Below are 25,002 nucleotides of genomic sequence, written 5' to 3'. Positions count from 1 at the left end.
TTTCGCGCTCGGCCAGTCGACTCCGTGACTGTTCGCGGTCAATGCGTTGCCTAAGTTCTTTCTCAACGGCGGGCTACCGGCCCGGCCGGAACATAGAACCCACAACCATTGGGAGATCCACGTGAAGATCAAGGTCAAGAAGGTCGAGCCGATCGAGGCCACCCGCATCCACCTCGACCCGGACGCGCCCCAGGGCGCCGTCTGACCCACATAAATGACCGGCCCGGCGGACACCCCGCCGGGCCTGTCGCTTGTCCGGAGGAGATTTCCGATGCGGGTCATGCCCAAGCTCAAACCTATTTCCGTCATCCAGCGGCCGGACGAGGTGATCCTCCTGGGCCGCGCGCTCGAGGCGACGTACCTCGACGACGCCGACGGCAGCGTCACCGCGCTGCTGCAGGTGCTGGCCGAAGGGTCGCGGACCGTCGCCGAGCTCCCGGCCGCCATGCACCGGCGCGGGTTCACCGTCACCGAGGACGAGATGGCCGCCGCGGTCGCGGCCCTCGACGACGTCGGCGTCCTGCTGGGCGCCGGAGCCGACGCCGGGCTCGACCCCGCGACGCGGCGGCGGCACGAGAGCAACCTGCGCTTCTACGACCTCTACGCGGGGCTCGACCGGCCCAGCGCGCAGTTCCAGCGGGCCATGGCCGCGGCCGACGTGCTGCTGCTCGGCGCGGGCGGGATGGGCAGCGGAGTCCTGCAGTCGCTTGTCGGGCTCGGCGCCGGGCGGGTCCGGCTCGTGGACTTCGACGTGGTCGAGGAGAAGAACCTGGCCCGGCAGTTCGCGTACGACCACGACGACCTCGGACGCCCCAAGGTCGACGCGGCCCGCGACTGGGCGGCCCGCTACTCCCGCGACGGCACAGTCGTCGAGGCCGTCCACGAGCGGGTCACCGACGTCGACGCGATCGTCCGGCTCGGGCGGGGCGCCTCGATCGTCGTCTGCGCCATCGACTCTCCCGACGACGTGCATCTGCGGGTCAACGAGGCCTGCTTCGCCCTCGGCATCCCGTTCGTGACGGGCGGCCTGCTGTACTCCACGCTCTTCTACTGGTCCGTCGAGCCGGGCGTGAGCGCGTGCCGGATGTGCCTGGAGCTCAACCGCGCCGAGCAGGGCGAGCGCATGCCCGAGCTGGCCGGGCAGTCCGTCGTACTCCCCATGGGCCGGGTCAACCGGGCCACCGGACCGGTCGCGCAGCTGCTGGCCGGGTTCGTGACGATGGAGGCCGGGCGGTACCTGACCCGCACCGATCCGCCGGTCGCGGCCGGCGTCTACCACACCATCGAGCTGGCCGACGGCATGCGCACCACCCGCGACCCGTGGCCCCGCAACCCCCGGTGCCCGCTGTGCTGACCCAGCTCACACTCGTGCGGGACGGGGAGAACTACGTCGTGGGCAGCCCGCACACCGCCGCCTACGTCGAGGTGCCCGAGATCGGGGCGCGCATCATCGAGTGGCTGCAGGACGGCGCGAGCGTGGCCGAGGCCGGCCGCCGGGCCGCGGACCTGGCCGGCGAGCCGGTCGACGTCGAGGACTTCATGCAGACCCTGGCCGACGAGGGCCTGCTGGCCGAGGGCGACGGCGCCGCGCCGCTCACCGGGACGCTGCGGCAGCGGGCCGGGGCGGCGCTGTTCGGGCGCATCGCCTGGAGCGCCTACGCCGTCCTGGCCCTGACCGCCGCGGTGCTCCTGGTCGCCGTGCCCGCGCTGCGCCCGACGTTCCGAGACGCGTTTCCCTTCGACACGCAGCTGCTCAACATCGTCGCCGCCAGTGTCCTGGGCATGCTGGCGGTGGCCGCGCACGAGGGGGCCCACGTCCTGGCGACGGCCGCGCTCGGACTGCGCAGCCGCCTGTCGGTGAGCCGCCGGCTGTACTTCGTCACCTTTCAGGCGGATCTCACCCGGCTGTGGAGCGTGCCGCGCCGCGCCCGCTACGGGCCGCTGCTGGCCGGCATGGCCTGGGACGCCGCCATCCTCAGCGGCGCGCTGCTCGTGCAGGTGGCGGTGCCCGACGGGCTGGTGGTGCGCCTGCTCAGAGCGTTGATCGTGCTGCAGTTCACCGCGCTCGTGGCCCAGGCCATGGTGTTCGTGCGGACCGACATCTACGCGCTGCTGGTCAACGCGACCGGGTGCAAGACGCTGTGGGCGACCAAGGGGGCGCTGCTGCGGCGGTACCTGCGCCGGGCCGGACCGGACGACCATCGCCAGCTCGCGGAGGCCGACCCGCGCGAGGTCGTGTGGGCCCGGCGCTACCTGTGGCTCTACGTCCCGGGCACCGCCGTCGCGCTGTACTACCTCGGCATGTTCGTGCTGCCGGCGCTGCCGCACCTGGTCGGACTGTGCATCGCGCCGATCCGGGCCGACGGCCTGACCACGCTCGCCGCCTGGGAGGGCCTCGCCGCCCTCGCGGCCGCGGCGCTGCCGTCCGCGCTCGCCATCGCCGGGGCCGTCCGCGGCGCCTGGCGCGTACTTTTCCGAGCGATTTCGGGAGGCGCTTCAGCCTGACTCAGGTCTTCGGCCGTATGGACGATGTAGACGACACCCTAGGGTGCCCGCCCACGCGGTAGAGTCCGGCGCAATGAAGGAGTGCCGTGAGCACATCCACTGAGCTGCGGCCTCGCCCGTCGGCGCGGTCCGCGCTGCTGCGCGATCCGGTGCTGCGCGCCCTCCTGCTGTTCACGGCGGCCTTCGCGGTCTGGTACGCGATACCCGGTGCCGGCGCTCCGGCGAAGCTTGCCCTGTTCTGGCCGCTTCAGGTGGTGCTCGACGTCATTTTCGCCATCTTGTCGGCCCGGATGAGCGCGCTGCCCGGGGTGTCGGCCGCGCACCGGCGGTTCTGGCGGCTCGTCGCGGTCGCCGGGGTGTTCTTCACCATCGGCGACACCGTCCAGGGCGTCCAGACGTTCGCGACCCCGGTCGACGGGATGGTCCAGGGCGGGGCCGTGCAGTCCGGGCTCGTCACGCTCGGCTCGGTGATCGCCCTGCTGGCCATGGTCCTGCACCCGACGAACACGGCCGGGCGGGAGCGGCTGCGGTTCATGCTCGACGCGGCCACGGTCGTCGCGGCGACAGCGGTATTCGTCTGGTACCTCTCCCCGAGCGTCGACCTCCGGGAGGGCGGCGGGGCCCTGCTGCTCGCACTGGCCTCGGCCGGGGTCAGCCTGGCCGGCTCGTTCGGGCTGGTCAAACTCATGCTCGGGCGCAACATGCCGTTCACCCCGATCGCCGGCTGGAGCGCCGGGCTGGCCAGCGTGCTCGTCGGGCTCAGCACCGGCCTGACCGCGGCCCTGGTCGAGGTGGCCCGGCCCGAGGTGTCGATGCTGGCCCGGCTCCTGCCGTGCGCCCTGCTGGCCGCCGTCCCGCGGATCAACGAGGCCAACCTGCGGGCCGACCCGGACGTCCTGGCCCGCCGGACCATGCGGCCGTTCAGCCTGCTGCCGTACTTCGGGGTCCTGGCCGCGTACGTCCTGCTGATCGTGTCGCTGTCCAGCGGCTCGCTCGACGCCCGGGTCTGGGGCGTGGTCATCGGCGTCCTGCTCGTCACCGGCATCGTCGTGACCCGCCAGCTCATCGCGTTCACCGACAACGCGCGGCTCCTCGGCGAGGTCGACCGCAGCCTGCGCGCCCTGGCCGAGCAGGAGGAGCGCTTCCGCGGCCTGGTCCAGCACTCCTCCGACATCACGCTCATCGCCGGCCCCGACCACATCGTCAGCTACGCCAGCCCGGCCGTCGAGCGCACCTTCGGCGTGCCGCCCGAGTCGGTGATCGGCCTGCGGATGAACGAGCTCACCGTGGCCGAGGCCCGCGACGAGTGGCAGGCCCGCCTGGCCGACCTGCTGACCCGGCCCGGCGCCAGCGTCACCATGCAGCTGCAGGTCCCGCACATCGACGGCCGGCCCCGCTGGCTGTCCGCGGTGGCCACGAACCTCATCCACCTGCCCGGCATCCGCGGCGTGGTCTACAACGCCCACGACATCACCGAGGTCGTCGCGTTCCAGGACCGGCTGCGCCACGAGGCCACCCACGACGCCCTGACCGGCCTGGCCAACCGGGCCCTGTTCGCCGAGCGGATCGCCGTCGCCGGGAAGGCCGCGTCGATCCTGATCATCGACCTGGACGGGTTCAAGGCCGTCAACGACACCTACGGCCACCACGCCGGCGACGCCCTCCTGCGGGCGGTCGCCGAGCGGCTGCGCCGGTGCGTGCGCCCCACCGACACGGTGGCCCGGCTCGGCGGCGACGAGTTCGCGGTGCTGCTGCCGGACACGGCGCTTGACTACGCGGAGGAGCTGACCCGGCGGCTGCACGAGGTCTTCGCCGAGCCGGTCCACCTCGACGGCGCCCTGATCCCGATCCGGGCCAGCATCGGCGCCGCCCACGGCTCGCTGGCCAACGCCGACGGCCTGCTGCGCGACGCGGACGCCGCGATGTACGCCGTCAAGCACGGCGCGCGGGACCTCCTCTAGCTCTGGCGCCCTGCCTGGAGGTCGTGCCGATACCAGGCGTTCGCCTCGACGTACGTGGCGATGTCCCGCTCCGGGTCGCAGAGCACCGGGTTGAGCCCGCCCGGGACCACCACCGGGCCGGCGGTGTCGAACGGCAGGCCGGTCCACTCCCGCCAGCGCTCGAGCGTTGCGGTGATCGTCATCGAGTGGGGTGCGACGGCGACGAACCGTCCGCCGGCCCGCTCGTGGACGCGCAGCCAGGGGTCCTGCGCGGTGCCGTCGGGCCGGCGGCGCGCGACGTACTGCTCCAGCGGTACCCCAGGATGCTCGTGCTTGTGGGTCGGACGCACCGGCGCCACCAGCGCGGTGTGCCCGAGGGCGGCGGCGTTGTGCCGGGCCAGGTCCAGCAGGTGCCCGGAGACGCCGCGCCCGCGCAGATCCGGCCGGACAGTGGCAAACAGGGCCGAAACGTCGGGCCCGCGCTCCGGGGCGCCCGCCGCCGACAGCAGCACCGCGTCGTATCCGCCCGGCGGCAGCCCCTCGGCGGCCGTGAACGGCAGCGTGCAGAGCATCCCGGCGGCGCGGCCGTTCTCCTTTTCCACCGCCATGAGGGTGTACTGCGGGTGCCGCGCGACCAACGCCGGGAAGAGCGCCGCCGAAATCGGGTCGTGATACAGGAACGGCGCCACCGTCGGGTCGTCGAAAGCCGAGGTCAGGGCCGTCCGGTCGGGCCGCTCGGCCAGCGTGGTGACCTCGAGCCAGGCAAAGTCCATGCGCGCACCTTGCCAGAACCTTCACTCCTCCGCCGCGCGGCCGATACATATACCGGTGGATCAGACCTTGCCCCCGCTCGATCGGGGCGACAAAGTAGCTCTTGGCGTGCGGAAAGGAGCAGCGTGACACGGCGAGTGACCTGGGCGTATGCGCTGTGTGCGCTCGTCCTTGCCGTCAGTTACCTCCTGTTCCCGGCGGCCGGGCTCGTGTGCTTCGCCGGCCTCGTGCTGACCACGCTCGCCGCGATGCTCTACGGCATCCGCGCGCACCGGCCCCGCCGCAAGCTGCCCTGGCTGCTGTGGGCGGGCGGCTCGCTGGTCCTGGCGGTCGGCACCGCGGCCGCCGTCGTGCAGACCGACGTCCTGCACTCGAACGCGTGGCCGACGGCCGTCGACGCCATCTCGCTCGGCGGCACGTTCCCGCTGCTGCTGCTCGGCCTGCTGCTGCTCTCGCGGTCCGGCGCGGCCAACCGGGACTGGGCCACCGTCATCGACTCGGCCATTTTCACCGCCGGGGCGGGGCTGCTGGCCTGGGTGTTCCTCATCGATCCGGGCCTGTCCGACCCCAGCCTCAACGTCGCGCAGAAGGCGATCTCGATCGCGTACCCCCTCTGCGACGTGATGCTGCTGGCCATCATGGTCCGGATGGTGCTGGAGGCCCGGCGCAGCTGGAGCGTCGCCCTGCTGCTCACGTCGGGGGCGGTCCTGCTCGTCTCCGACGTCGTGTTCAGCCTCCGCCGGCTCAACGGCGACTGGGGCCTGGGCAGCTTCGTCGACGTCGGCTGGATCGTCTTCTTCGCGGCCGGCGGCCTGGCCGCGCTGCACCCGTCGATGGCCCAGCTGTCCGAGCCGCGGGTCATCGGCTCCACCCAGGTCAAGCCGCGCCGGGCCGTGCTCGGCGTCGCCTCCCTCGTCGCCCCCGGCATCCTCTTCGCCGAGGCGCTGGACGGCCCGGTCCACAACGGCGTCGTCATCGCCATCGGCTCGGCCGCGCTCGTCGCCCTGTCGCTCAGCCGCGGCGGGGTGGCCGCCCGCAGCGTCGGGCACACGCTGTCGCGCGAGCGCGCCCTGCGCAAGGCGTGCGAGGCGCTGCTGTCGGCGACCGAGGTGGCAATGGTCGAGGCCGTGGTCCGCCGCGCGGTCGGCTCGCTGCTGCGCCCCGGCACCGCGCACCGCGCGCTCCTGCGGGTGGCCCCCGGTTCGTCGCCGGCGCCGACGATGAGCATGCGCTACGTCGCGTCGCTGCCCGAGGACTTCGCCCGCGAACTCGACGGGTTCGAGCTGGCCCTGCACTGCCCCCTGACCGTCGGCGGGGTCCAGCTCGGCGAGCTGTGGGTCGCCGCGGACGAGCGGGCGCTTGTCACCCTCCAGGAGTCGGCCCGGGTCCTGGCCGGCCAGGCCGCGAGCATGCTCGACCACATCGCGCTCAACCGCGAGATCATCAAGCGGGACAGCGAGGCGTACTTCCGCACCCTGGTCCTCAACGCCGCCGACGTCATCCTCATCGTCGGCGCCGACGACCGCGTCACCTACGCCAGCCCCTCGGCCACCGCGCTCTTCGGCTCCGGCGTCGTCGGGCGCACCTTCCCGCAGCTGAACCCCGGCCTGCACGCCCTGCGCCGCCCCGACGGCACCACGGCCGAGGTCGAGGTGACGGTCCGCGACCTGACCGGCGAGCCGACAGTCGACGGCCGCGTCCTCACCATCCACGACGTCACCGAGCGCCGCCGCCTGGAGCGCGAGCTGCTCGACCGCGCATACCTGGACCCGCTCACCGGGCTCGGCAACCGCCTGCGCTTCCAGGACGCCGTGCAGACCGCGATCGGCGCGGCCGTGCTCATCGTCGACATCGACGGCTTCCGCACCGTCAACGACACCATGGGCCAGGAGGTGGGCGACGAGCTGCTGCGCGCCTTCGGCGCCCGGCTGACCTCGGTGAGCCCCATGACGGCCACCGTGGCCCGCCTCGGCGGCGACGAGTTCGGCGTGCTGGTCTCCCAGGCCTCGGTCGCCGAGGTCGAGGACCTGGCCGAGCGCATCGTCGAGGAGTTCCGCCCGCCGTTCCTGGTCGGCGGCAGCGTCGTCTCCGCCGTCCCCAACATCGGCGTGGCCATGACCTCCGACGCCCCCGACGCCGCGAAGCTCCTGGGCGAGGCCGACGTGGCCCTCAACAGCGCCAAGGGCACCCCCGAACGCTGGCGCCGCTACGAGTCGGCCATGCACGAGCAGGCCGTGCGCCGCATGCGCCTGCGCACCGACCTCGACCAGGCCCTCGTCACCGACGCGTTCGTCCTGCACTACCAGCCGATCGTCGACCTGGCCACGGGCCGCCCGCACGGCTTCGAGGCCCTGGTCCGCTGGCAGCACCCGGCCCTGGGCCTGGTCCCGCCGCTGGAGTTCATCGAGATCGCCGAGGAGTGCGGCCTCATCGTCCCGCTGGGCGACTGGGTGATGCGCCACGCCATCGCCGCCGCCGTGTCCTTCCGCTCGCTGTACCCGGCCGACTCCCTCACGATGAGCGTCAACGTCTCCGTGCGCCAGTTCCGCTCCCCCGGCTTCGTCCAGCGCGTGCTGACCGAGCTGGCCCAGGCCGACCTGCCCTGCGGCGCCCTGACCGTCGAGATCACCGAGAGCCTCCTGCTCGGCGACGACGAGCACATCCACGCCGACCTGGCCGCCCTGCGCGCCGCCGGCGTCCGCGTCTCCATCGACGACTTCGGCACCGGCTACTCGTCCCTGTCCTACCTGCACCGCGTGGCGGTCGACGCCCTGAAGCTGGACAAGTCCTTCGTGGACACCATCGGCTCCTCCCGCCGCCAGTACGACCTGGTCCGCGGCATCGTCCAGCTGGCCCGCACCCTGGACCTGGAGGTGGTGGCCGAGGGCATCGAGACGGAGGCCCACCGCAAGCGGCTCGCCGACCTGCACTGCGGCTACGGCCAGGGCTACCTGTTCACCCGCCCGCTGCCGTACGCGGCCGCCGTGGAGTGGCTCCAGGCGACGAGCGAGGTCTCGCCGGCGGCCTGAGCGGCTCGGGCTCACACCCCGGCCGCGGGCTCGCCGGTCTCCAGGGTCAGGACCCAGTGGTTGCAGAGGATCGGCTCGCCTTCGTAGTCGAGCGCACAGGGGCCGGTGTCGCGGAAGCCGGTGCGGCGGGCGACCATGGCGGCGGCCCGGTTGTCGGCACCGATGAAGGCGTGGATCTCGCGTACCGTCCGGGCCGCGCGAACCTCGTCGACGACCAGGCGGACCGCGGCGGCGCCGAGGCCGTGGCGCAGGGCCCGGCCGGGGAGCAGCATGATGCCGAGCTCATGGATGTCCCGGCCCTCCCACATCGTGCGGAAGACGGCCACCACGCCGACCGGAGTGTCGTCGGGGCCGGCGAGGATGGTGCGGTACCACTCCTCGCCCCGCCGTTCGAGACGCCGCTCATGCACCCGCTCGGCCCGCCCGGCCGGCGCCGCCCCACCGAGGTGCCGCATGACCTCAGCGTCCCGTTCGAGCTGCGCGGTGAGGTCGCGATCCTCCTCCGCATACGGCCGTAGCCTCATGCAGAGATCATCTCAGAATCTCGCCGGCTCACACCTCGGCCGGCACGATGGCGAGCAGCTGCGTGGGCGGCTCGAGCGCCTCGGCGATCGTGTCCCCCTCCAGCCACAGCCCCCCGGCCCGGCACACCAGGGCGGCGGCCGCCTCGGTCGGGCACGGCAGCAGCGCCCCGCAGGCGCCGCAGCGGGCCGGATCGTCGGGGTCGCGCTCGAGGTGGCGGGTCTGCAGTTCGGCGGCGGTCATGACGAGGACGCTGTCTGGTTCTAGACGCAACATGCGAATGATCGTGCCGACGACCGGCCCGCCAACCCCTTCAGGAAACGGGTGATCCGCCGGTTTCACCCTCCGACCCCACCGGCATCGGCACCCGCGGTACGACCGCCCGGCGGCGACTGCGCCGGCCCACATCGTTCTCGTCGGCCGCCAGCGCGAAGTAGCGGTCCACACAATCCGGGTCGCTGGCCCGGTGGTCGTATTTACGCTTCGCGCGCCAAGCCGAGTCCTGGGCCGGATGGCTGTCCGGGTCCAAGATGGGGAACAGACGCTGCAGAATTCTCGCCACCCGGCGACCGTGTACATCGGGCACGTGGAAGCGCTCGACGAGGCTTTCCGCGTCGTACCGATACCTCGGCAGGCTCGACTCCTTTCCGGGCACGACCAGGGTGAGCAGGCCACTGCGCATGGACAGGTCGCGGTACAACAGCGGGTGCGCCAGGCGCAGGTACGTGAGCACGAGGAAGTCCACCAAGTCGACCTCGTCGGCGCCGACGAGCGGCAGATAGATGCGCAGCTGAGCGACCAGACGGGACAGCGCGCGGGGCTCGGCGAGCAGACTGAGCAGCACATCCCGCTCGGCGGCCAGCCGGTCGGCGACCTCGTCAGTGATGCCGACCCCGGCGGCGTCCAGGGCGGCGGCAATGCCCTCGGTCAGCAGGCGCTCAGCGTGCTCCTCGCGGAACGGGGGCTGGTCGAGGGGAAGGTTGACGATCTTCTCCAGAAACGCGACGGCGCGGTCGACCCGCCCGTTGGCTATGGGCGTTGCGCAGAGCACGTCGAGGAGGGTCTGGTGGTCATAGGCCACCAGGTAGTGCACGTACGGAAGGCGGCCCAGAACGCGGATCGCCCGGAAGACGGTCAGGAGCTGGTCGGGCTGTAGACGGTCGAGGTCGTCGAGCACCACGAGTACCGGTTGCTGCAGTTTCAGCAGCGCCTTCTCGGCCTTGCCCAACTGCTCGGCGAGCGTGCCGGAACCGTTGGCCTCGTTGAGGACCGACTCCACGCCGGCCTTCAAGGGCTCGCCGGCGTACGGGAGGAGTGCGATGGCCGGGGTCAGATGCCGGCTGTGGCGGGTCACCTGGGACAGCGCCCGCTGTGCCTTCCCTCCGGGCGGGAGCACCGACTGGATCGCGCCGAGCACCTCGGCGGTCACCGCGTCCGGGCCGCCGACCGCCCACGGGTTGACCCAGGCCACGCGCCAGTCGGCGGTGGGCAGGCCCGCGGCGATCAGGCGCATCGAACTGGTCTTGCCGCTGCCCCACGGGCCGACCAGGCCGATGACGGCGCTGCTGGGCCGGGTGCCGATCTGGCGTACCAGCGAGATGGCGTGGTCGATGAAGCGGCGTCGGCCGAAGCGGTCGTCCTCGGAGTGCAGGATCGGCTCGTCGGACCACCAGTCGGACATACCCAGCGACGTTAGCCGATGGCCGCGACGAGGTCGGGGAGGCGGCCGAGTGCGCGGGCGCCGGCTATCGGGTCGGTGTAGTCGCGGGTGTGGGCGATCAGGCCGTCCCGCACGGTCATGACCATCACGAAGGGCAGGGCGAACGGGGTCGGGGTGGGGCGCATCTCGCCGTGGACCGTGTACTCCAGGATCAGCGTCGAGCCGTCGGCGGGCTCGTGGATGCGGGGGTTCTCCACGCGGAGGTAGCGCCTCAGGGCGGTACCCCCGCGGAATCTGGCTCTCAGGTCTTCGCGGGAGATCGCCATGGTGGGCGGCATCAGGCCGGGGACGGCGAAGGGCATCTCGATCGTCGTGTGCTCGGCGTAGCAGTCGGCGATGGTGCCGGGGTCGTCGGCGGTCACCGCTCGCAGGAAGCGTTCGGCAAGCGCGTGGCGGGCTGTGGTCACAAAGCGGAGCGTAGACTCCTGATAATTCGGAGTCAACACTCCGGTAATTGAGATGGAAATTTCAGGTCCCGCCCCAGGCAGCGCGGACGAACACATCGAAGCGCTTGACCACGCGTTGGCGAGGCGAAGGATGGGAGCGCTTCCACCGCCATCGAGGAAGCGAAAACGCCTCCCTAAGGAGCCCCATGCGGTACCGCACAACCACCCTCGCGGTGGCCGGCGGCCTGCTGCTCGCGTCGGCCGGGGCGGTCCTGCTGCCGACCTCGGCACAGGCCGCCGCGGGCTGTCAGGTCACGTACACGACAAGCGACTGGCCCGGTGGCTTCACCGCCGCCATCACCGTCAAGAACCTCGGCGACGCCGTGTCGTCGTGGAACCTCGGCTGGACGTTCGCGGCCGGGCAGCACGTCGACCAGGGCTGGTCGGCGACGTTCACGCAGTCCGGCGCGAATGTGACGGCCGCCAGCCTGTCGTACAACGGCGCGCTCGCCACCAACGCCAGCACGAGCATCGGGTTCAACGGCTCGTGGACCGGCTCCAACCCCAAGCCGGCCGCGTTCACGCTGAACGGTGTCACCTGCACCGGGTCGACCACGACGGCCTCACCGTCGGCTTCGCGGACCTCGGCCTCGCCGTCGCCCTCCCGCAGCACCTCGCCGTCGCCGTCCGCGTCGACGTCCCCGCCGCCGGCCGGCTCCGCCCCGAAGCTCAAGGTGAGTGGCAACAAGCTCGTCACCGGCACCGGGGCCACCTACCGGCTCCTGGGCGTCAACCGCTCCGGCGGCGAGTTCGCCTGCATCCAGGGCAACGGCATCTGGGACGGGCCGATGGACCAGGCGTCGATCACCGCCATGCGCACCTGGAAGATCCGGACCGTGCGCGTGCCGCTGAACGAGGAGTGCTGGGTCGGCACGAGCGACGTGCCGGCGGCCTACGGCGGCGCCAACTATCAGAGCGCGGTGAAGGCCTACGTCAACCTGCTCGTCAGCAACGGCATCACGCCGATCGTGGAGATGCACTGGAACTACGGGCAGTACACGGGCCCGTCGGCCGGCTGCAGCGACGTCAAGGCGACCTGCCAGAAGCCGATGCCCGACGCGCAGTACGCCCCCACGTTCTGGACCGGCGTCGCCAACGCCTTCAAGGGCAACGACGCGGTCGTCTTCGACCTGTTCAACGAGCCGTACCCCGAGCGCGCCACCGGCAGCGCGACGACCGGCTGGGCCTGCTGGCGCGACGGCGGCACCTGCAGCGGCATCGGCTACCAGGTGGCCGGCTTCCAGTCGCTCGTCAACGCCGTGCGGGCGACGGGGGCCACGAACGTCATCATGATCGGCGGCCTCGCGTACTCGAACGACCTCACGCAGTGGCTGCAGTACAAGCCGACCGACCCGCAGAACAACCTCGCGGCGTTCGCGCACATCTACAACTTCAACACCTGCTCCAGCACCTCCTGCTTCGACAGCCAGCTCGCCCCCGTGGCGGCGCAGGTCCCGCTGTCGCTCACCGAGATCGGTGAGAACGACTGCGCCCACGGGTTCGTCGACACGGTCATGAACTGGGCCGACACCAAGGGCATCGGCTACCTCGGCTGGACCTGGAACACCTGGGACTGCTCGACCGGCCCGTCGCTGATCAGCAACTACAACGGCACCGCGACGAGCTTCGGCCAGGGCATCAAGGACCACCTGGCGGGGGTCTCCTCATGAGAAGGACACGCATCGCCGGCGCGGCCGCACTGCTGGCCGCCGTGGGCACGTTCACGCTCGTCAACAGCCGGGCCGAGGCGGCGGAGCAGACGCTGCAGTCCCTCGCCGCGGCCGGCGGCCGGTACTTCGGCTCCGCCACCGACAACCCGGAGCTGACCGACACCGCCTACACCGCCGTCCTCGGCGGCGGCGAGTTCGGCCAGACGACCCCGGGCAACGCGATGAAGTGGGACAGCACCGAGCCGTCCCAGAACTCGTTCAGCTACACCAAGGGCGACGCCGTCATCGCGTTCGCCCAGGCGCACGGCATGAAGGTGCGCGGGCACACGCTGCTGTGGCACAACCAGCTGCCCGGCTGGGTCGCGCAGTTGCCCGCGGCCCAGGTGCAGGCGGCCATGGAGAACCACATCACCAACGTCGCCACGCACTTCAAGGGCAAGGTGTTCGCCTGGGACGTCGTCAACGAGCCGTTCAACGACGACGGCACCTATCGCAGCACCTCGCCGTTCTACACCGCGATGGGCATCGACTACATCGCTGACGCGTTCCGCACGGCCCGCGCGGCCGACCCGGACGCGAAGCTGTACATCAACGACTACAACACCGACGGCCAGGGCGCGAAGGCCGACGCGATGTACAACCTGGTGAAGACGCTCAAGTCGCAGGGCGTGCCGATCGACGGCGTGGGCTTCCAGGGCCACCTGGCGATCCAGTACGGCTTCCCGACGAACATGCAGGCCAACCTCCAGCGCTTCGCCGACCTCGGCGTCGACGTCGCCATCACCGAGCTGGACGTGCGCATGGTCCTGCCGCGGGACGCGACGAAGGACGCCACCCAGGCCACGTACTACAGCAACGTGGTCAAGGCGTGCCTGGCGGTGACCCGCTGCGTGGGCATCACGATCTGGGACTACACCGACAAGTACTCGTGGATTCCCGGCGTCTTCTCCGGCGAGGGGGCGGCGCTGCCGTGGGACGAGAACCTCCAGAAGAAGACGTCGCTGTACGGCACGATCGTGACCGCGCTCGGGGGCACGCCGCAGTCGCCGAGCGCGTCGGCGTCGGCCAGCCGCAGCGCGAGCGCCAGCCCGAGCACGAGCACGAGCACGAGCCCGCCGCCCGCGGGCGCCTGCACGGCCACCTACAAGATCACGGGTAGCTGGCCGGGCGGCTTCCAGGGCGAGGTGAGCGTGGCCGGGACCAGGCCCGGCTGGACGGTGAAGTGGACATTCGCCAACGGCCAGACCATCAGCCAGCTCTGGGGCGGCACGCTCACCCAGTCCGGGGCGAGCGTGACGGTGACGCCGGCGTCCTGGAACACCGCGCCGCCGGCCACCTTCGGGTTCCTCGCGTCGTGGAACGCCACCAACGCGGCACCCACCGTCACCTGCTCGTAACCGGGCCGGCGACTACCATGAGCGGATGATCAGCAGGGCCTGGACGCCGTTGCGGCACACGGCGTTCCGGGCCCTGTGGATCGCCGCCCTCGCCAGCCAGGTCGGCACCTGGATGGAGACGGTCGGCGCCCAGTGGATCCTGCTGCAGCACCCGCACGCGGCCACGACCACGGCGCTCATCCAGACGGCGACGACGCTGCCCGTGCTGTTCCTGGCGCTGCCCGGGGGCGCCCTCGCTGACGTCCTCGACCGCCGCCGCCTGCTCATCGCCGTCCAGAGCGCGCAGGCCGCGCTGGCCGCGACGATAGCCGTCCTGGCGCTGCTCGACCGGCTCGGCCCGGCCGAGCTCCTCGCACTGACCTTCGGGCTGGGGTGCGGAGCCGCACTCACCGTCGCGCCGTATCAGGCGATGATCCCCGAGCTGGTGCCGCGGCCGGACCTCCCCTCGGCGTCGGCGCTCGGCTCGCTCAGCGTCAACCTGGCCCGCGCCGTCGGACCCGCCGTAGCCGGCCTGCTCGTGGCCCGGCTCGGCCCGGCCGCCGTGTTCGCGCTCAACGCGCTGTCGTTCGCCGCGTTCGCCGTCGTGATGACCACCCTGCGCGGCCGCGCCCCCGCCGAGACGCGCCCGGAGGCGTTCCTCGCGGCCGTGCGGGCGGGCGAGCGCTACGTCCGCTTCTCCCCCGAGCTGCGCCGCATCCTCCTGCGGATAGCGCTCTTCATCACGCCCGCGGTCGCGCTGTGGGCGCTGCTGCCCGTCGTCGCCGCACACCGCCTCGGCCTCGGCCCGACCGGCTACGGGCTGCTGCTGGCCGCCGTCGGCGCGGGCTCGATCGCCGGCGCGTTCCTCCTGCCGTGGCTGCGCGGCCGCCTGAGCCCGAACCGGGCCTACGCGCTCTGCGCCGCCGTCTACGCCGCCGTGCTCGCCGTCCTGGCGCTCACCCGCTCGCCGGTCCTGTGCGGCGCCGTCCTCGTCCCCGCCGGCGCGGCCTGGATCGTGGTCCTGAGCAACTCCAACGCGGCCGTCCAGCTGTTCCTGCCCGGCTGGGTCCGGGCCCGGGGCCTGTCCGCCTACCAGTTCGTGTTCTCCGGCTCCCAGGCCGTCGCGGCCGCGGCCTGGGGCGTGGCGGCCGACCGGTTCGGCATCACAATCCCGATGCTGCTGTCGGGGGTACTGCTCCTGCTCGCCCTGATCAGCGGACGCTGGTGGCCGTACCTGGACACGGGGCCCCTCGATCGGGGCACGCCTGTCCACTGGCCCGAGCCGCACCTGCTCATCGAGCCCGAGGAGGCCGAGGGCCCGGTCGTGGTGCTGCTGCGCTACCGCGTGCCGCCGGAGCGCCACCCGGCGTTCGTCGGCGCCATGCAGCGGGTCCGCGACGCCCGGCTGCGCACCGGCGCCCTGCAGTGGGGCGTGTTCCGCGCGGGCGAGGAGCCGGGGACGATGGTCGAGATCTACACCGTCTCGTCGTGGGAGGAGCACCGCCGCCAGCACGACGAGCGCCTCACCGCCGCCGACTACGACGACGAGCGCCGGGCCCGCGCGTTCGCCGACGGCGAGCCCGAGGTGACCCACCTGTTCAGCGGCGCGCCGAGCGTCAGCGGGTCACCGTGAACATGTAGCAGCCGTAGGCGACGTTGCGGCTGTCGACCCGGACCACCTCGGGGTGGGCCAGGACGGCCTCGAGCGCGCCCACCGGGTCGGTGCCGTCGTGGACCCGGGTCGACGGGTGGATCCAGCCGCGGGCGTCGTAGGCGCGCAGCACCTGGGGCCGGGTCCGCCAGTCCGCCGGGTAGCCGGGGCCGGCGGGCCCGGCGCACGGCTCGGTGTGCGCGAAGACCGCGCCGATCTCACGGTAGGGGGTGCCCGCCGGCAGTGCCGGCTCGTATCCGAACAGCAGCATGTGCTCGCCCGGCCGGGCGTCGCGCAGACAGCAGCGCAGCGGCTCCCCGCCCTCGGCGACCCACGGCTCGGGCGCGTTCCCGGAGACGTCCTTGCGGCTGCGGCGAACGGAGTCGAGGGCTTCGGCGTCGATCGCGTGAACGGTGAACATGCTTCGAGCGTGGCGCAGCGCGGGCCGCGATGCTGGCGGGAATCGGTCATGGCTTTCGGGGTGAGTGGATCATGCGGGGGCCGGGTATCGCCCTTACCGTTGAGTGGGTGGAACGAGTACCCCTGGACGAGAACGCCGCCGCGCGGCAACGGCTGACCTCCCTCATCGACGCCCTCAGCGAAGACGGCCTTCGCAAACCCGTGACGCCCGGCTGGGACGTCGCCACCGTCCTGGCCGAGCTCGCCTTCTGGGACCGCTGGGCCCAGACCCTGGTGCGCCGCTGGCGCTCCGGCCACATCCCGCCCCCGACCGTGCCGGACTGGTACGACGACGCCATCAACGTCACCCTGCTGCCGACCTGGCGCGCCCTGCCCGGCCCGGTCGCGGCCCAGCTGGCGATCGCCGCGGCCGAGGAGACCGACCTGGAGATCCGCAAGGCCGAGACCCCGGTGGTGGCCGGAATCTTCGCGGCCGGTCAGCACAATCTCCTGAACCGGTACATCCCCCGCAACACCGCGATCGACCGCATCGAGGCCGCGATCTGACCGGCCACCCGGCCTGACACCGGGCCTGACACCGGGCCGGGTATCGAGACGGGGCGCCGAGAGGGCACCGACACGGGGCACCGCGGCGGGCCGGCGGAGGGCATACTGGCTCACTGTGAGTGACCCCTTTGCCGGCCTGGACGCCGAGTGGGCCAAGGCCGCCGAGCGCCGGGCCGTGCGCGCGACCCGGGTGCAGCGCCTGCGCCGCGGCCTGCGCGCGCCCCGGCGCCGCGGCCCGGGCCCGATGCGCCCGCTGCTGCTGATCGTCATGTTCGTCGCCGCGGCCGTCCTACTGTCGTTCGCCGCGTCCGCTTTCCTGCCGTCCTAGAGGCCCGCAGCGGCACGAAGTCCGTCGATGGGTACTGCGGTCCACCCCGCGGCTTGATCGACGCGTCAGGGTTGCCGTGCGGTGGCACCCCGGGTAAGGCACTGCGGTTCACCGGCGGCGCGCCGATGAGCCCGGCGTGATGATGCGCATCCTGGCCGCGCTCGCGGCGCTCGGGCCCTTCGCGGCGGCCGGCCCCGCCGCCGTGGCGACGCCCGTGGCGGCCGAGCTCGTTCGCAACGCCACCGCGGCCCAGGACCTCACCGGCTGGTCGGCGGCCGCGGCGGCCGGGCCCGTGGCGGTACAGCGGGTCACCGGCCTCACGGGCGGGCCCGCGGCGGCCACCGGGGTCCGGCTCAGCCGCGGCGGCGCATCCGGGGCGTGGGCGTACGCGCTGGTGGCCCTGCGCACCCCTGCCGCGTTCACGGTGGGCCAGACCTACCGGATGAGCGTCTGGCTGCGCGACACCGCCGGGCCGGGGCGCACCTTCGGGCTGCTGCTGGCCAGCGGGGAGTACCGCCACCGCCCCACCGAGACCGCGGAGTACGCCGCACCGGCCGACTCCCGCTGGCACCTGGTCACGCGCACGTTCGTGGCGACCGCGGCCGGTGCCGCGGACACCGCGCTGTACCTGTCGCTGCCCACCGCCGGCCCGTTCGACGTGCAGGTGACCGGCGCATCGGTGCAGAGCGTCAGCGCGCCGGCGCCCGCCCGCGTGCGGACCGGCCCGTCCCGGGTCCTCGGCTTCTCCGGCCCGGCGATCGACCCGAAGGTCTGGGGCTACGACCTCGGTGGCGGCGGCTGGGGCAACGGGGAGCGCCAGACCTACACCAGCAGCCCGGCCAACGCACGGCTCGACGGCGCCGGCCACCTGGCGATCACGGCGGTGCGGACCGCGCAGGGCTTCACCAGCGCCCGGCTCACCACCCACGGCAAGGTCACTGTCGCGGCCGGCTCGTACGTCGAGGCGGCGATCACGGCCCCGGTCGGCGCGTCGGTGTGGCCGGCGTTCTGGCTGCTCGGCGCGGACATCGACACGGTCGGCTGGCCGGCCTGCGGCGAGCTCGACGCGTTCGAGGGCACCGGCAGCCGGCCGACGCTCGTGCAGTCGGCGGTGCACATGGCCGTCGCGGGCAGCCCGAGGACGGACCGGCAGTACGGCTGGGGTGAGGCCGGCGGCACCACCGACGTCGGGCTGCCGCTCGACGCGCGCAGCCACGTGTTCGGCGTGTACTTCGACGCGCAGACGGTCCGCTTCTACGTCGACCGCCGGCCGACGATGTCGCTGTGGGCCGCCGACGCGCTGGCCTCGGGGCGCACCTGGCCCTTCGGCGGGCCGCAGTTCCTGCTGCTCAACGTCGCCGTCGCCGGCGGCGTCGACAACTCGGCGACACGCTTCCCGCGCACGATGACCGTCGGCCCCATCTCGATCTGGGCCGGCGGGGTGCCGTTCTAGGCGAACTCCCGGCGGATCTCCTCGAGGATCTTCGCGGTGTCCGTCGGCGGACGGGCCTCGACGCAGAGCCGCTCCATGGCCTCGGCGTAGAGGTCGACGTCGTCGCGCTTGTCGAGGTACAGCGCGGACGTGAGCTGCTCGATGTAGACCACGTCGGGCAGGTCGTCGTCGGGGAAGCGCAGGATCGTGAAGGCACCGCCAGCCGCCGCGTGGCCGCCCGCGTTGAACGGGATGACCTGGAGACGGACGTTGGGCAGCGTGCTGTTGATCTCCAGCAGGGCGTCGAGCTGGGCGCGCATGACGTCGGGGCCGCCGATCGGGCGGCGCAGGGCGGCCTCGTCGACGACCATCCAGAGCTTCGGCGCGTCCTTGCGGGTCAGGATCTGCTGGCGCTGCATGCGCAGCTCGACCCGGCGCTCGATCTCGTCCTCCTTGGCCCGGCCGTGGCCGAGCAGGACGCCCGAGCGGGCGTACTCCTGGGTCTGCAGCAGACCGGGGACGAACTGCACCTCGTAGGTCCGGATGAGCGCGGCGGCCGCCTCGAGCCCGAGGTAGGAGTGGAACCAGCTGGGCAGCACGTCGCCGAAGCGGTGCCACCAGCCCGGGTTGTTGGCGTCGCGGGCCAGGGCCAGCAGGCGCGAGCGCTCCTCGCCGTCGTCGACGCCGTAGAGGGTCAGCAGGTCGGCGACGTCGCGCTCCTTGAAGCCGACGCGGCCGAGCTCCATCCGGCTGATCTTCGACTCGGACGAGCGGATCTCCCAGCCGGCGTCCTCGCGGGTCACCCCCTGGGCTTCGCGCAGACGCCGCAGGTGGGCGCCCAGCAGCATCCGGAGGACCGTTGGGCCTCCGGACGCTCCTCCTTCAGTTAGACCGGTCGTCACCGTGCTGCCTCCGGGACCGTCATGGTCGAACAGTCTGCCTTACCGCGGACCACCCCCGCGGCCGGAGTAAGCATGCCATGACCGGACAGTAAGCGGGAGTGGGCTCGCGAAGCGCGGCGGATGCGAGCCTGCTCGATCTTCGGACAGGGTTTACTCAGGCTTCTCGAGCCGGTGCGGGCCGCAACGATCAGGCCAGCAGGTTGTCGAAGTCGCCGTCGATGGCGCCTCCGACGAAGGCGGCGATCTCCTCGTAGGTGTAGATGAGTACGGGGCCATCGGGGTCGCGCGAGTTGCGCATGGCGAAGCCGGCCCCGTGCGGCAGGCGGGCCAGCTCGACACAGTTGCCGCTGGGGTTGCTGCGGCGGCTCTTCTGCCAGGTCACACCGGTTAGGTGCCCGGCCGGCATCCCGTTGTACGTCTGCTCCATCGACATCTCTCTGATGACCTTGGTTGAAAGTTCACCAAGCAACCGGCATCTGCACGTGCATCGGCTCTTGCGTCTGCAGCCGATAAAGCGCATGCTAGCGCATGTGCCGATGTACGGGGGCGCTCACAGTTTGTGATCACAACCGGACACCGACCACCAAAACGATCGAGTGGCTTCCCCAGCTGCGATCTGAAGGGACACGCACCCATGGATCCCCTCGCCTTTCTGGCCGGCTCGGCCGCGGCGGCCGGGGTGTGTGCGACCCTTCCCCTCTATCTCCGTGCGCGGCGCGCGGAGCGGCTCGCCGCCCGGCTGGGCGCGCAGCTCGAGGTCGCGCAGCACGCCGCGAGCCACGATCCGCTCACCGGCCTGCCCAACCGCCGCGCCTTCTATCAGCGCGGCGCCGACCTGGTCGCGGACCGCGCACTGCACCCCCTGGTCGCGGTCGTGCTCGACGTCGACGGGTTCAAGCAGATCAACGACGTGTTCGGCCACTCGGCCGGCGACGAGGTGCTCGTGACGACCGCCCGCCGGCTGGCCGCATACGCCGACGACCCGGGCACACAGCGGGGCCTGGTGGCCCGGCTGGGCGGCGACGAGTTCGCCGGCCTGCTGGCCGTCCGTCAGGGCAGTCCACAGGAGCAGGCCGACCGGCTCGCCGAGGTCCTCGCGGCCCCGATGCGCCTGGCCGGCCAGGTCGTCACCGTCAGCGTGTCCGTCGGGCTCGTCCCCGTCGAGCCCGGCGCACACCTCGCCGACGCCGTCCACCGGGCGGACGCGGCGATGTACCGCACGAAAGGTGCCCGCAACCGGCCCCATCCGGCGGCGCAGCACCTGACGATCCTGCCGCAGCCGCACCTGGTCCACGCGGGCCTGCGGATCGGCAGGTCTTCCCGCCCGTCTGACTCCCGCCCGTCCAAGGCGACCTGAAGGATTCGCGATGGAGCTCCCAGACCTGGTCCGCCAGCGCCGCCGCCACCAGCCGCGGCCGCGCGGGTGGCTGGCCGCCAAGTTCAAGCGCGGCGAGCTGTGCCGTGACTGCGGCCAGCCGTGGCCCTGCGATCAGTACGTGACGGCCCGCAACTCGGTGCTCGTCTATGCCCTGCGCCGCCTGGAGGTCAGGCCGGGGAGCCTCGGGTGACGGAGGCACACATGCCCGCTCGGCCGCAGTGGCGGTGCACCGGATGCGCCGACCCCTGGCCCTGTGCGGCCAAACGCGAACAGCTTGTGGCCGAATACGCCGACAACCCCGCCGAGCTGCGGACGCTGATGGCGCTGCGGGTCGCGGACGCGGCCGAGGACCTGCGCCAGTTCAGCTCCGAGCAGCTCTGGCAGCGCTTCCTCGGCTGGCTGCCCGCCCCGGGCCAGGGCCCGGTCATCCGCTGGGTGGCCAACCCGCCGCTCGGCGGCAACCGCCGCCAGCCGCCGCCCCGCCAGCAGATCGACCCCCGCACCTCGGGCACCGCCGCCCAGGCCGCGGCCGCGCAGATCTCTACGCTGCCCGGCCAACCAGCGGGTAGTGGTCCGAACCGGATTCCGCCTCCCCGCCGGTCACGACCCGGCAGTCGGTGAACCGGGCGGCCACGTCGCGGGTCGCCCACAGGTAGTCAAGCCGCAGGCGCGCGAACTCGTGGCCGCCGCCCTGCGTGGTCGGCACGGTCGGGGCCGGCCCCGTGCCGCACTGGCGGAAGACGTCGACGAGGCCGCGCCGGGCCAGCAGCGCCGTGGCGCGGATGTCCGGTTCGCGGCCGTTGAGGTGCCTTCGCCGGTACTGCTCCGGCAGCGTCGCCAGCTCACCCGCGTGCTCGCCCCAGGGGTCCAGGGTGTTGAGGTCGCCGAGCAGTACACCCTTGCGCAGGAACGAGGCCAGCCAGCCGGCCTCCGCCTGCCGGAGCCGCCCCCAGTAGGGGCACAGGTGCGCGGAGATCACCGTGATCGCCCCGATCGGCGAGGCGATCCGCACCCAGGCGGCGGCGTGGAAGAACGGCCGGGCCACCCGGCCGGCGGCGAGGACCCGCAGGTGCCGCGCCACGAGGAGCCCGACCGGCTGCCCGCGCCAGGACCCGGCCACGAACTGCCGCATCCCGGTCAGCGCCCCGAGCTGGGGCGTGCCGCGCAGCTCCTGCAGCGCCACGACGTCGGGCCGCTCCCCGGTGATCACCCGCGCAATCGCGGCGAGCCGGTCACCGCCGCCATTTTTGATGTTGTACGTCAACAGCGTCAGCGACATATCGTGCCCCCGTGACCCAAGTACAACCTGCGCTGGACGCCCTGCGCGATGCGCGCGCCGAGACCGTCCGCACCCTGACCGACCTGATCCGCATTCCCAGTGTGGGCGGCACCGCCGCGGAAAGCGAGATCGTCCACCACGTCGCGGATCTGCTCCGCGCGGAGGGCGTCGAGCTGGACCTGTGGCCGATCCCCGTCGCCGAACTGGCGGCCCGGCCCGACTTCCCGGGCATGGAGGTCGAGCGGGACGAGGCCTGGGGTCTGGTCGCACGGCTGCCCGGATCCACCGAAAACGCCCCCTCGCTGATGCTGAACGGCCACCTGGACGTCGTACCCCCGGGCGACCCCGACACGTGGAGCGGCTCCCCGTGGTCCGGCGACGTGCGCGACGGCCACGCGTACGGCCGCGGCGCCTGCGACATGAAGGGCGGCTTCGTGTCCGCCCTGTCGGCATTCCTGGCGATTCACCGCTCCGGCGCCCGGCCCCGCGGCGATCTCCTGCTGGCCGCGGTCGTCGGGGAGGAGGACGGCGGCCTCGGCACGTTCGCCGCCCTCGAGCGCGGCTGGCGGGCCGACGCCTGCGTGATCACCGAGCCGACCGCGCTCGACGTGCTCGCCGCGAACGGCGGCGCGCTCACCTTCCGGCTGCGCGTCCCCGGGCTCGCCGCCCACGCCTGTGCGCGCACGTCGGGTGTCAGCGCAGTCGAGAAGTTCCAGCTGATCTTCCCGGTGCTGCGGGCACTCGAAGCGACACGCAACCGCACAGTGGATCCGATGATGCGCCGCTGGGACATCGCCTACCCCCTGGAGATCGGCACCGTGCGCTCCGGCGACTGGGCCTCCACCGTCCCCGACCTGCTCGTCGCCGAGGGCCGCTTCGGCGTCGCCCTCGACGAGCCGGTCGAGCAGGCCCGGGCCGAGTTCGAGGCCACCGTCGCGCAGGCGTGCGCCGCCGACCCGTGGCTGAAGGAGCACCCGGTCACCGTCGAGTGGTGGGGCGGCCAGTTCGCCTCCGGCCGCTGCCCGGACGGCACCGACCTGGTGCAGCGGGTCGTTCGGACCCACACGGCCACCGGCGGCGCCGCACCGGCCGTCGTCGGCGCGCCCTACGGCTCCGACCTGCGGCTGCTCACCGGCCGCGGCGTCCCGGCGGTGCAGTTCGGGCCGGGTGTGGGCTACGGCCACTGCCCCGACGAGCGGGTGTCCCTCGAGCAGGTGCACGCGTGCGCCGAGACACTTGTGCATCTGGGCATTATGTAATCGAGGGTCGGCCGGCATTGACGCGTTGCTGTTAAGACAGTTAACTGTTTTCCGTTATGCCGCTGACCGATCGGATGATGGCATACATCGATGATCTTTATATAGTGATGAACATGACTGGCTTACCGTTACGCGAACCGACGTTCCTGGTCCTGACCGCACTGGCGGCCGAATCCCAGCACGGGTACAGCATCCTGGACGACGTGCGGCGCATCTCGGAGGGCCGGGTCCGCCTCCAGGCCGGCACGCTCTACGGGATCCTGGACCGCCTGCGCGCCGACGGCCTGATCGAGGTCGACCGCGAGGAGGTCGTCGCGTCGCGGCTGCGCCGCTACTACCGCCTCACCGGCATCGGCCGCGACCTGCTGAGCGCGGAGACCGAACGCCTCCGCCGCAACGCCGCCGCGGCCGACCGCCGGTTGAGTCTCGGCGGTCAGGCCGCGTAGTTGCCGGGCGTCACCCCGACGAACCGCTTGAAGTGCCGGTGCAGGTGCGCCTGGTCGTGGAACCCGACCTCGGCGGCCACGTCGGCGGCCCGCCAGCCGGCCAGCAGCAGGCGGCGGGCCCGCTCGATGCGCCGGCTCAGCAGGTAGCGGTGCGGCGGCAGCCCGAACGACGCGGTGAACGCGCGAACCAGGTGCCCGGGATGGCTGCCGAGCAGCGTCCCGGCCTCCTGCAGGGTCAGGCCGGTCGCGCTGCGCTCGTCGAGCAGCTCGCGCAGGGCCGCGGCCAGGTGCCGGGGCGCGGCGGGCTCGTGGAAGTGCCGGTCGAGGTGGCGCTGCAGCCGCGAGCGGATCAGGGCGAGGCGGCTCTCCGCCTCCAGCTCGTCGCCCGGCCGGTCCAGGGCCTCGTGCAGCTGGTGGATGCGCAGGCGCAGCAGGGCGTCGTCGAAGCCCGGCGAGTCCACCGCCGCGCCGGCCAGCGTCGCGGGCAGGACCGCCGTGTCCAGGTACACCACCCGCTTGCGGAACCCGTGACGGGTCGCCGCCCGGCCGTCATGCGGCACGTTCGGCGGCAGGATCGTCACGCTCGCCGCGCCGGCCGCGCCGCGGTGGTGCCGGTCGAGGTCGAAGCGAATCGCGCCGTCGTCGACGATGAGCAGCGTCCAGGCATCGTGGACGTGCAGCGGATAGGCGTGGTCGACGAAGTGCGCGTGGAAGACCTCGGCGACCCCCGGCACCCGCGGGCGCCACGCCGTCACCAGCTCAGCGGCCATGTGCTAAACGTACAAGCCAGCGGGCCGCCCCTTGCGCAGGCTGAGCACATGACGTTCCCCACCAAGATCGCTGTCCTGCTCCGCGACGACCTGCCGACCTGGCAGCGGCTCAACGTGACCGCCTTCGTCGTCAGCGGCGTGGCCGGCACCCGGCCGGAGCTGCTCGGCGCCGACTACGAGGACGCGGACGGCACCCGCTACCTGCCGATGCTCGGCCAGCCCGTCCTGGTCTTCGAGGGCTCGGCCGACGTCCTGACCGCCGCGCACGCCCGGGCGATCGAGCGCGGCGTGGCCCTCGCCGTATTCACCGACGAGCTGTTCAAGACCGGCAACGACGATGACAACCGGGCCGCCGTGCGCGCCGTGCCCCGCGCCGAGCTGCACCTGGCCGGGGTCGCGGTGCACGGGCCGAAGAACGCCGTGGACCGGATCCTCAAAGGTGCCCGCCTGCACGGCTGAGTGTCCTTTCCGGGCCGCGGCCACGGTCATCAAGGGCGGGCACGCGCTGTACCCGGCCGCGGCCGCCGCCTTCACCGCCGCGCTCGCCCTGGAGCTCAGCCCGGCCCAGCGCGCGCACCTGGAAGCCCGGAGGCTGCGTGCGTCAGGCTGATT

28 protein-coding genes are annotated in these 25,002 nt (G+C 72.6%); 18 read left to right on the top strand and 10 right to left on the bottom strand.

Translation table 11 applies throughout. The annotated features are described in order from the left end of the window. Positions 1-46: 46 nt before the first annotated feature. From Dvina_RS12590 to Dvina_RS12575, 4 genes are all read left to right on the top strand, one after another. The gene (locus Dvina_RS12590) at positions 47-205 is read left to right on the top strand and encodes a hypothetical protein (protein WP_223102626.1); all 159 of its coding nucleotides are present in this window, start codon (positions 47-49) and stop codon (positions 203-205) included. A 75-nt stretch (positions 206-280) separates the two neighbouring features. After that, on the top strand, positions 281-1,354 hold the full coding sequence (locus tag Dvina_RS12585; protein ID WP_223102625.1) for a HesA/MoeB/ThiF family protein: 1,074 nt from the start codon (positions 281-283) through the stop codon (positions 1,352-1,354). Further along, the gene (locus tag Dvina_RS12580; RefSeq protein WP_223102624.1) at positions 1,348-2,505 is read left to right on the top strand and encodes a hypothetical protein; all 1,158 of its coding nucleotides are present in this window, start codon (positions 1,348-1,350) and stop codon (positions 2,503-2,505) included. The genes Dvina_RS12585 and Dvina_RS12580 overlap by 7 nt, the downstream gene beginning before the upstream one ends. A gap of 86 nt (positions 2,506-2,591) precedes the next feature. Further along, positions 2,592-4,466, top strand: coding sequence for a sensor domain-containing diguanylate cyclase (locus tag Dvina_RS12575; protein ID WP_223102622.1), 1,875 nt, complete (start codon positions 2,592-2,594; stop codon positions 4,464-4,466). Here the strand turns inward: Dvina_RS12575 and Dvina_RS12570 are convergent. After that, entirely contained in the window at positions 4,463-5,218 is a 756-nt protein-coding gene (locus Dvina_RS12570; RefSeq protein WP_223102619.1) for an N-acetyltransferase, read from the bottom strand. The genes Dvina_RS12575 and Dvina_RS12570 overlap by 4 nt on opposite strands. A gap of 123 nt (positions 5,219-5,341) precedes the next feature. Here Dvina_RS12570 and Dvina_RS12565 point away from each other — a divergent pair, with 123 nt between their 5' ends. Then, positions 5,342-8,245: a putative bifunctional diguanylate cyclase/phosphodiesterase gene (locus Dvina_RS12565; protein ID WP_223102618.1), complete on the top strand. Its 2,904-nt coding sequence runs from the start codon at positions 5,342-5,344 to the stop codon at positions 8,243-8,245. An 11-nt stretch (positions 8,246-8,256) separates the two neighbouring features. Here the strand turns inward: Dvina_RS12565 and Dvina_RS12560 are convergent, their stop codons facing one another. The 4 genes from Dvina_RS12560 to Dvina_RS12545 form a co-directional block, all read right to left on the bottom strand. Continuing rightward, positions 8,257-8,769 carry a GNAT family N-acetyltransferase gene (locus Dvina_RS12560; protein ID WP_223102617.1) on the bottom strand — a complete coding sequence of 171 codons (513 nt, stop codon included), beginning with the start codon at positions 8,767-8,769 and terminating at the stop codon, positions 8,257-8,259. Between the two features lie 28 nt (positions 8,770-8,797). After that, complete coding sequence (locus Dvina_RS12555) at positions 8,798-9,010, bottom strand: hypothetical protein (protein WP_223102616.1); 213 nt, start codon at positions 9,008-9,010, stop codon at positions 8,798-8,800. 70 nt (positions 9,011-9,080) lie between these two features. Continuing rightward, a complete protein-coding gene (locus tag Dvina_RS12550; protein WP_223102615.1) occupies positions 9,081-10,448 on the bottom strand; it encodes a KAP family P-loop NTPase fold protein in 1,368 nt (455 codons plus the stop codon). 11 nt (positions 10,449-10,459) lie between these two features. Further along, positions 10,460-10,894 carry a nuclear transport factor 2 family protein gene (locus Dvina_RS12545; protein ID WP_223102614.1) on the bottom strand — a complete coding sequence of 145 codons (435 nt, stop codon included), beginning with the start codon at positions 10,892-10,894 and terminating at the stop codon, positions 10,460-10,462. Between the two features lie 185 nt (positions 10,895-11,079). Between Dvina_RS12545 and Dvina_RS12540 the strand changes: the two genes are divergently transcribed. The 3 genes from Dvina_RS12540 to Dvina_RS12530 are packed head-to-tail and all read left to right on the top strand — an operon-like array spanning position 11,080 to position 15,612. Further along, a complete protein-coding gene (locus tag Dvina_RS12540; RefSeq protein ID WP_223102613.1) occupies positions 11,080-12,603 on the top strand; it encodes a cellulase family glycosylhydrolase in 1,524 nt (507 codons plus the stop codon). After that, entirely contained in the window at positions 12,600-14,000 is a 1,401-nt protein-coding gene (locus tag Dvina_RS12535; RefSeq protein WP_223102612.1) for a glycoside hydrolase family 10 protein, read from the top strand. The genes Dvina_RS12540 and Dvina_RS12535 overlap by 4 nt, the downstream gene beginning before the upstream one ends. 25 nt (positions 14,001-14,025) lie before the next feature. Further along, positions 14,026-15,612 carry an MFS transporter gene (locus Dvina_RS12530; RefSeq protein ID WP_223102611.1) on the top strand — a complete coding sequence of 529 codons (1,587 nt, stop codon included), beginning with the start codon at positions 14,026-14,028 and terminating at the stop codon, positions 15,610-15,612. Here the strand turns inward: Dvina_RS12530 and Dvina_RS12525 are convergent. Further along, the gene (locus Dvina_RS12525) at positions 15,596-16,051 is read right to left on the bottom strand and encodes a DUF1203 domain-containing protein (RefSeq protein ID WP_223102610.1); all 456 of its coding nucleotides are present in this window, start codon (positions 16,049-16,051) and stop codon (positions 15,596-15,598) included. The two genes, Dvina_RS12530 and Dvina_RS12525, sit on opposite strands and share 17 nt — an antisense overlap. 107 nt (positions 16,052-16,158) lie before the next feature. Here Dvina_RS12525 and Dvina_RS12520 point away from each other — a divergent pair, with 107 nt between their 5' ends. The 3 genes from Dvina_RS12520 (at position 16,159) to Dvina_RS12510 (ending at position 18,377) form a co-directional block, all read left to right on the top strand. Beyond that, positions 16,159-16,596, top strand: coding sequence for a maleylpyruvate isomerase N-terminal domain-containing protein (locus Dvina_RS12520; protein WP_223102609.1), 438 nt, complete (start codon positions 16,159-16,161; stop codon positions 16,594-16,596). Between the two features lie 115 nt (positions 16,597-16,711). Next, positions 16,712-16,924 carry a hypothetical protein gene (locus Dvina_RS12515; RefSeq protein ID WP_223102608.1) on the top strand — a complete coding sequence of 71 codons (213 nt, stop codon included), beginning with the start codon at positions 16,712-16,714 and terminating at the stop codon, positions 16,922-16,924. 139 nt (positions 16,925-17,063) lie between these two features. Beyond that, the gene (locus Dvina_RS12510; RefSeq protein WP_246656528.1) at positions 17,064-18,377 is read left to right on the top strand and encodes a glycoside hydrolase family 16 protein; all 1,314 of its coding nucleotides are present in this window, start codon (positions 17,064-17,066) and stop codon (positions 18,375-18,377) included. Here Dvina_RS12510 and Dvina_RS12505 read toward each other — a convergent pair. Together Dvina_RS12505 and Dvina_RS12500 are read right to left on the bottom strand one after the other, a co-directional pair. Beyond that, positions 18,374-19,204, bottom strand: coding sequence for a helix-turn-helix domain-containing protein (locus Dvina_RS12505; RefSeq protein ID WP_223102606.1), 831 nt, complete (start codon positions 19,202-19,204; stop codon positions 18,374-18,376). The two genes, Dvina_RS12510 and Dvina_RS12505, sit on opposite strands and share 4 nt — an antisense overlap. Positions 19,205-19,445: 241 nt before the next feature. Further along, positions 19,446-19,685 carry a DUF397 domain-containing protein gene (locus tag Dvina_RS12500; protein WP_223102605.1) on the bottom strand — a complete coding sequence of 80 codons (240 nt, stop codon included), beginning with the start codon at positions 19,683-19,685 and terminating at the stop codon, positions 19,446-19,448. A 207-nt stretch (positions 19,686-19,892) separates the two neighbouring features. Here Dvina_RS12500 and Dvina_RS12495 point away from each other — a divergent pair, with 207 nt between their 5' ends. Genes Dvina_RS12495 through Dvina_RS12485 form a run of 3 tightly spaced genes read left to right on the top strand, consistent with a single transcriptional unit; the run spans position 19,893 to position 21,257 of the window. After that, positions 19,893-20,615, top strand: a complete 723-nt coding sequence (locus Dvina_RS12495) for a GGDEF domain-containing protein (protein WP_223102604.1) — start codon at positions 19,893-19,895, stop codon at positions 20,613-20,615. Between the two features lie 10 nt (positions 20,616-20,625). After that, positions 20,626-20,826, top strand: a complete 201-nt coding sequence (locus Dvina_RS12490; protein WP_223102603.1) for a hypothetical protein — start codon at positions 20,626-20,628, stop codon at positions 20,824-20,826. 11 nt (positions 20,827-20,837) lie between these two features. Continuing rightward, positions 20,838-21,257, top strand: a complete 420-nt coding sequence (locus tag Dvina_RS12485; protein ID WP_223102602.1) for a hypothetical protein — start codon at positions 20,838-20,840, stop codon at positions 21,255-21,257. Here Dvina_RS12485 and Dvina_RS12480 read toward each other — a convergent pair. Then, the gene (locus Dvina_RS12480; RefSeq protein WP_223102601.1) at positions 21,178-21,915 is read right to left on the bottom strand and encodes an endonuclease/exonuclease/phosphatase family protein; all 738 of its coding nucleotides are present in this window, start codon (positions 21,913-21,915) and stop codon (positions 21,178-21,180) included. The two genes, Dvina_RS12485 and Dvina_RS12480, sit on opposite strands and share 80 nt — an antisense overlap. 11 nt (positions 21,916-21,926) lie before the next feature. On the opposite strand from Dvina_RS12480, the gene Dvina_RS12475 reads away from it, so the two are divergent. Then, positions 21,927-23,174, top strand: coding sequence for an ArgE/DapE family deacylase (locus tag Dvina_RS12475; RefSeq protein WP_223102600.1), 1,248 nt, complete (start codon positions 21,927-21,929; stop codon positions 23,172-23,174). Between the two features lie 113 nt (positions 23,175-23,287). Then, a complete protein-coding gene (locus Dvina_RS12470; protein ID WP_223102598.1) occupies positions 23,288-23,620 on the top strand; it encodes a PadR family transcriptional regulator in 333 nt (110 codons plus the stop codon). Here Dvina_RS12470 and Dvina_RS12465 read toward each other — a convergent pair. After that, the gene (locus Dvina_RS12465; RefSeq protein ID WP_223102597.1) at positions 23,608-24,390 is read right to left on the bottom strand and encodes a helix-turn-helix transcriptional regulator; all 783 of its coding nucleotides are present in this window, start codon (positions 24,388-24,390) and stop codon (positions 23,608-23,610) included. The two genes, Dvina_RS12470 and Dvina_RS12465, sit on opposite strands and share 13 nt — an antisense overlap. Before the next feature lie 48 nt (positions 24,391-24,438). Between Dvina_RS12465 and Dvina_RS12460 the strand changes: the two genes are divergently transcribed. Continuing rightward, positions 24,439-24,849: a DUF2000 domain-containing protein gene (locus tag Dvina_RS12460; protein WP_223102596.1), complete on the top strand. Its 411-nt coding sequence runs from the start codon at positions 24,439-24,441 to the stop codon at positions 24,847-24,849. Beyond that, on the top strand, positions 24,830-25,000 hold the full coding sequence (locus Dvina_RS12455; protein WP_223102595.1) for a hypothetical protein: 171 nt from the start codon (positions 24,830-24,832) through the stop codon (positions 24,998-25,000). Before Dvina_RS12460 ends, Dvina_RS12455 begins: the two co-directional genes overlap by 20 nt. The last annotated feature ends 2 nt before the right edge of the window (positions 25,001-25,002 follow it).

This window comes from Dactylosporangium vinaceum, from assembly GCF_019904175.1.
GTDB classification, from domain to species: Bacteria; Actinomycetota; Actinomycetes; order Mycobacteriales; family Micromonosporaceae; genus Dactylosporangium; species Dactylosporangium vinaceum.
The sequence above is the reverse complement of the archived record's forward strand: the minus strand, read 5'-3'. Positions and strand labels throughout refer to the sequence as shown.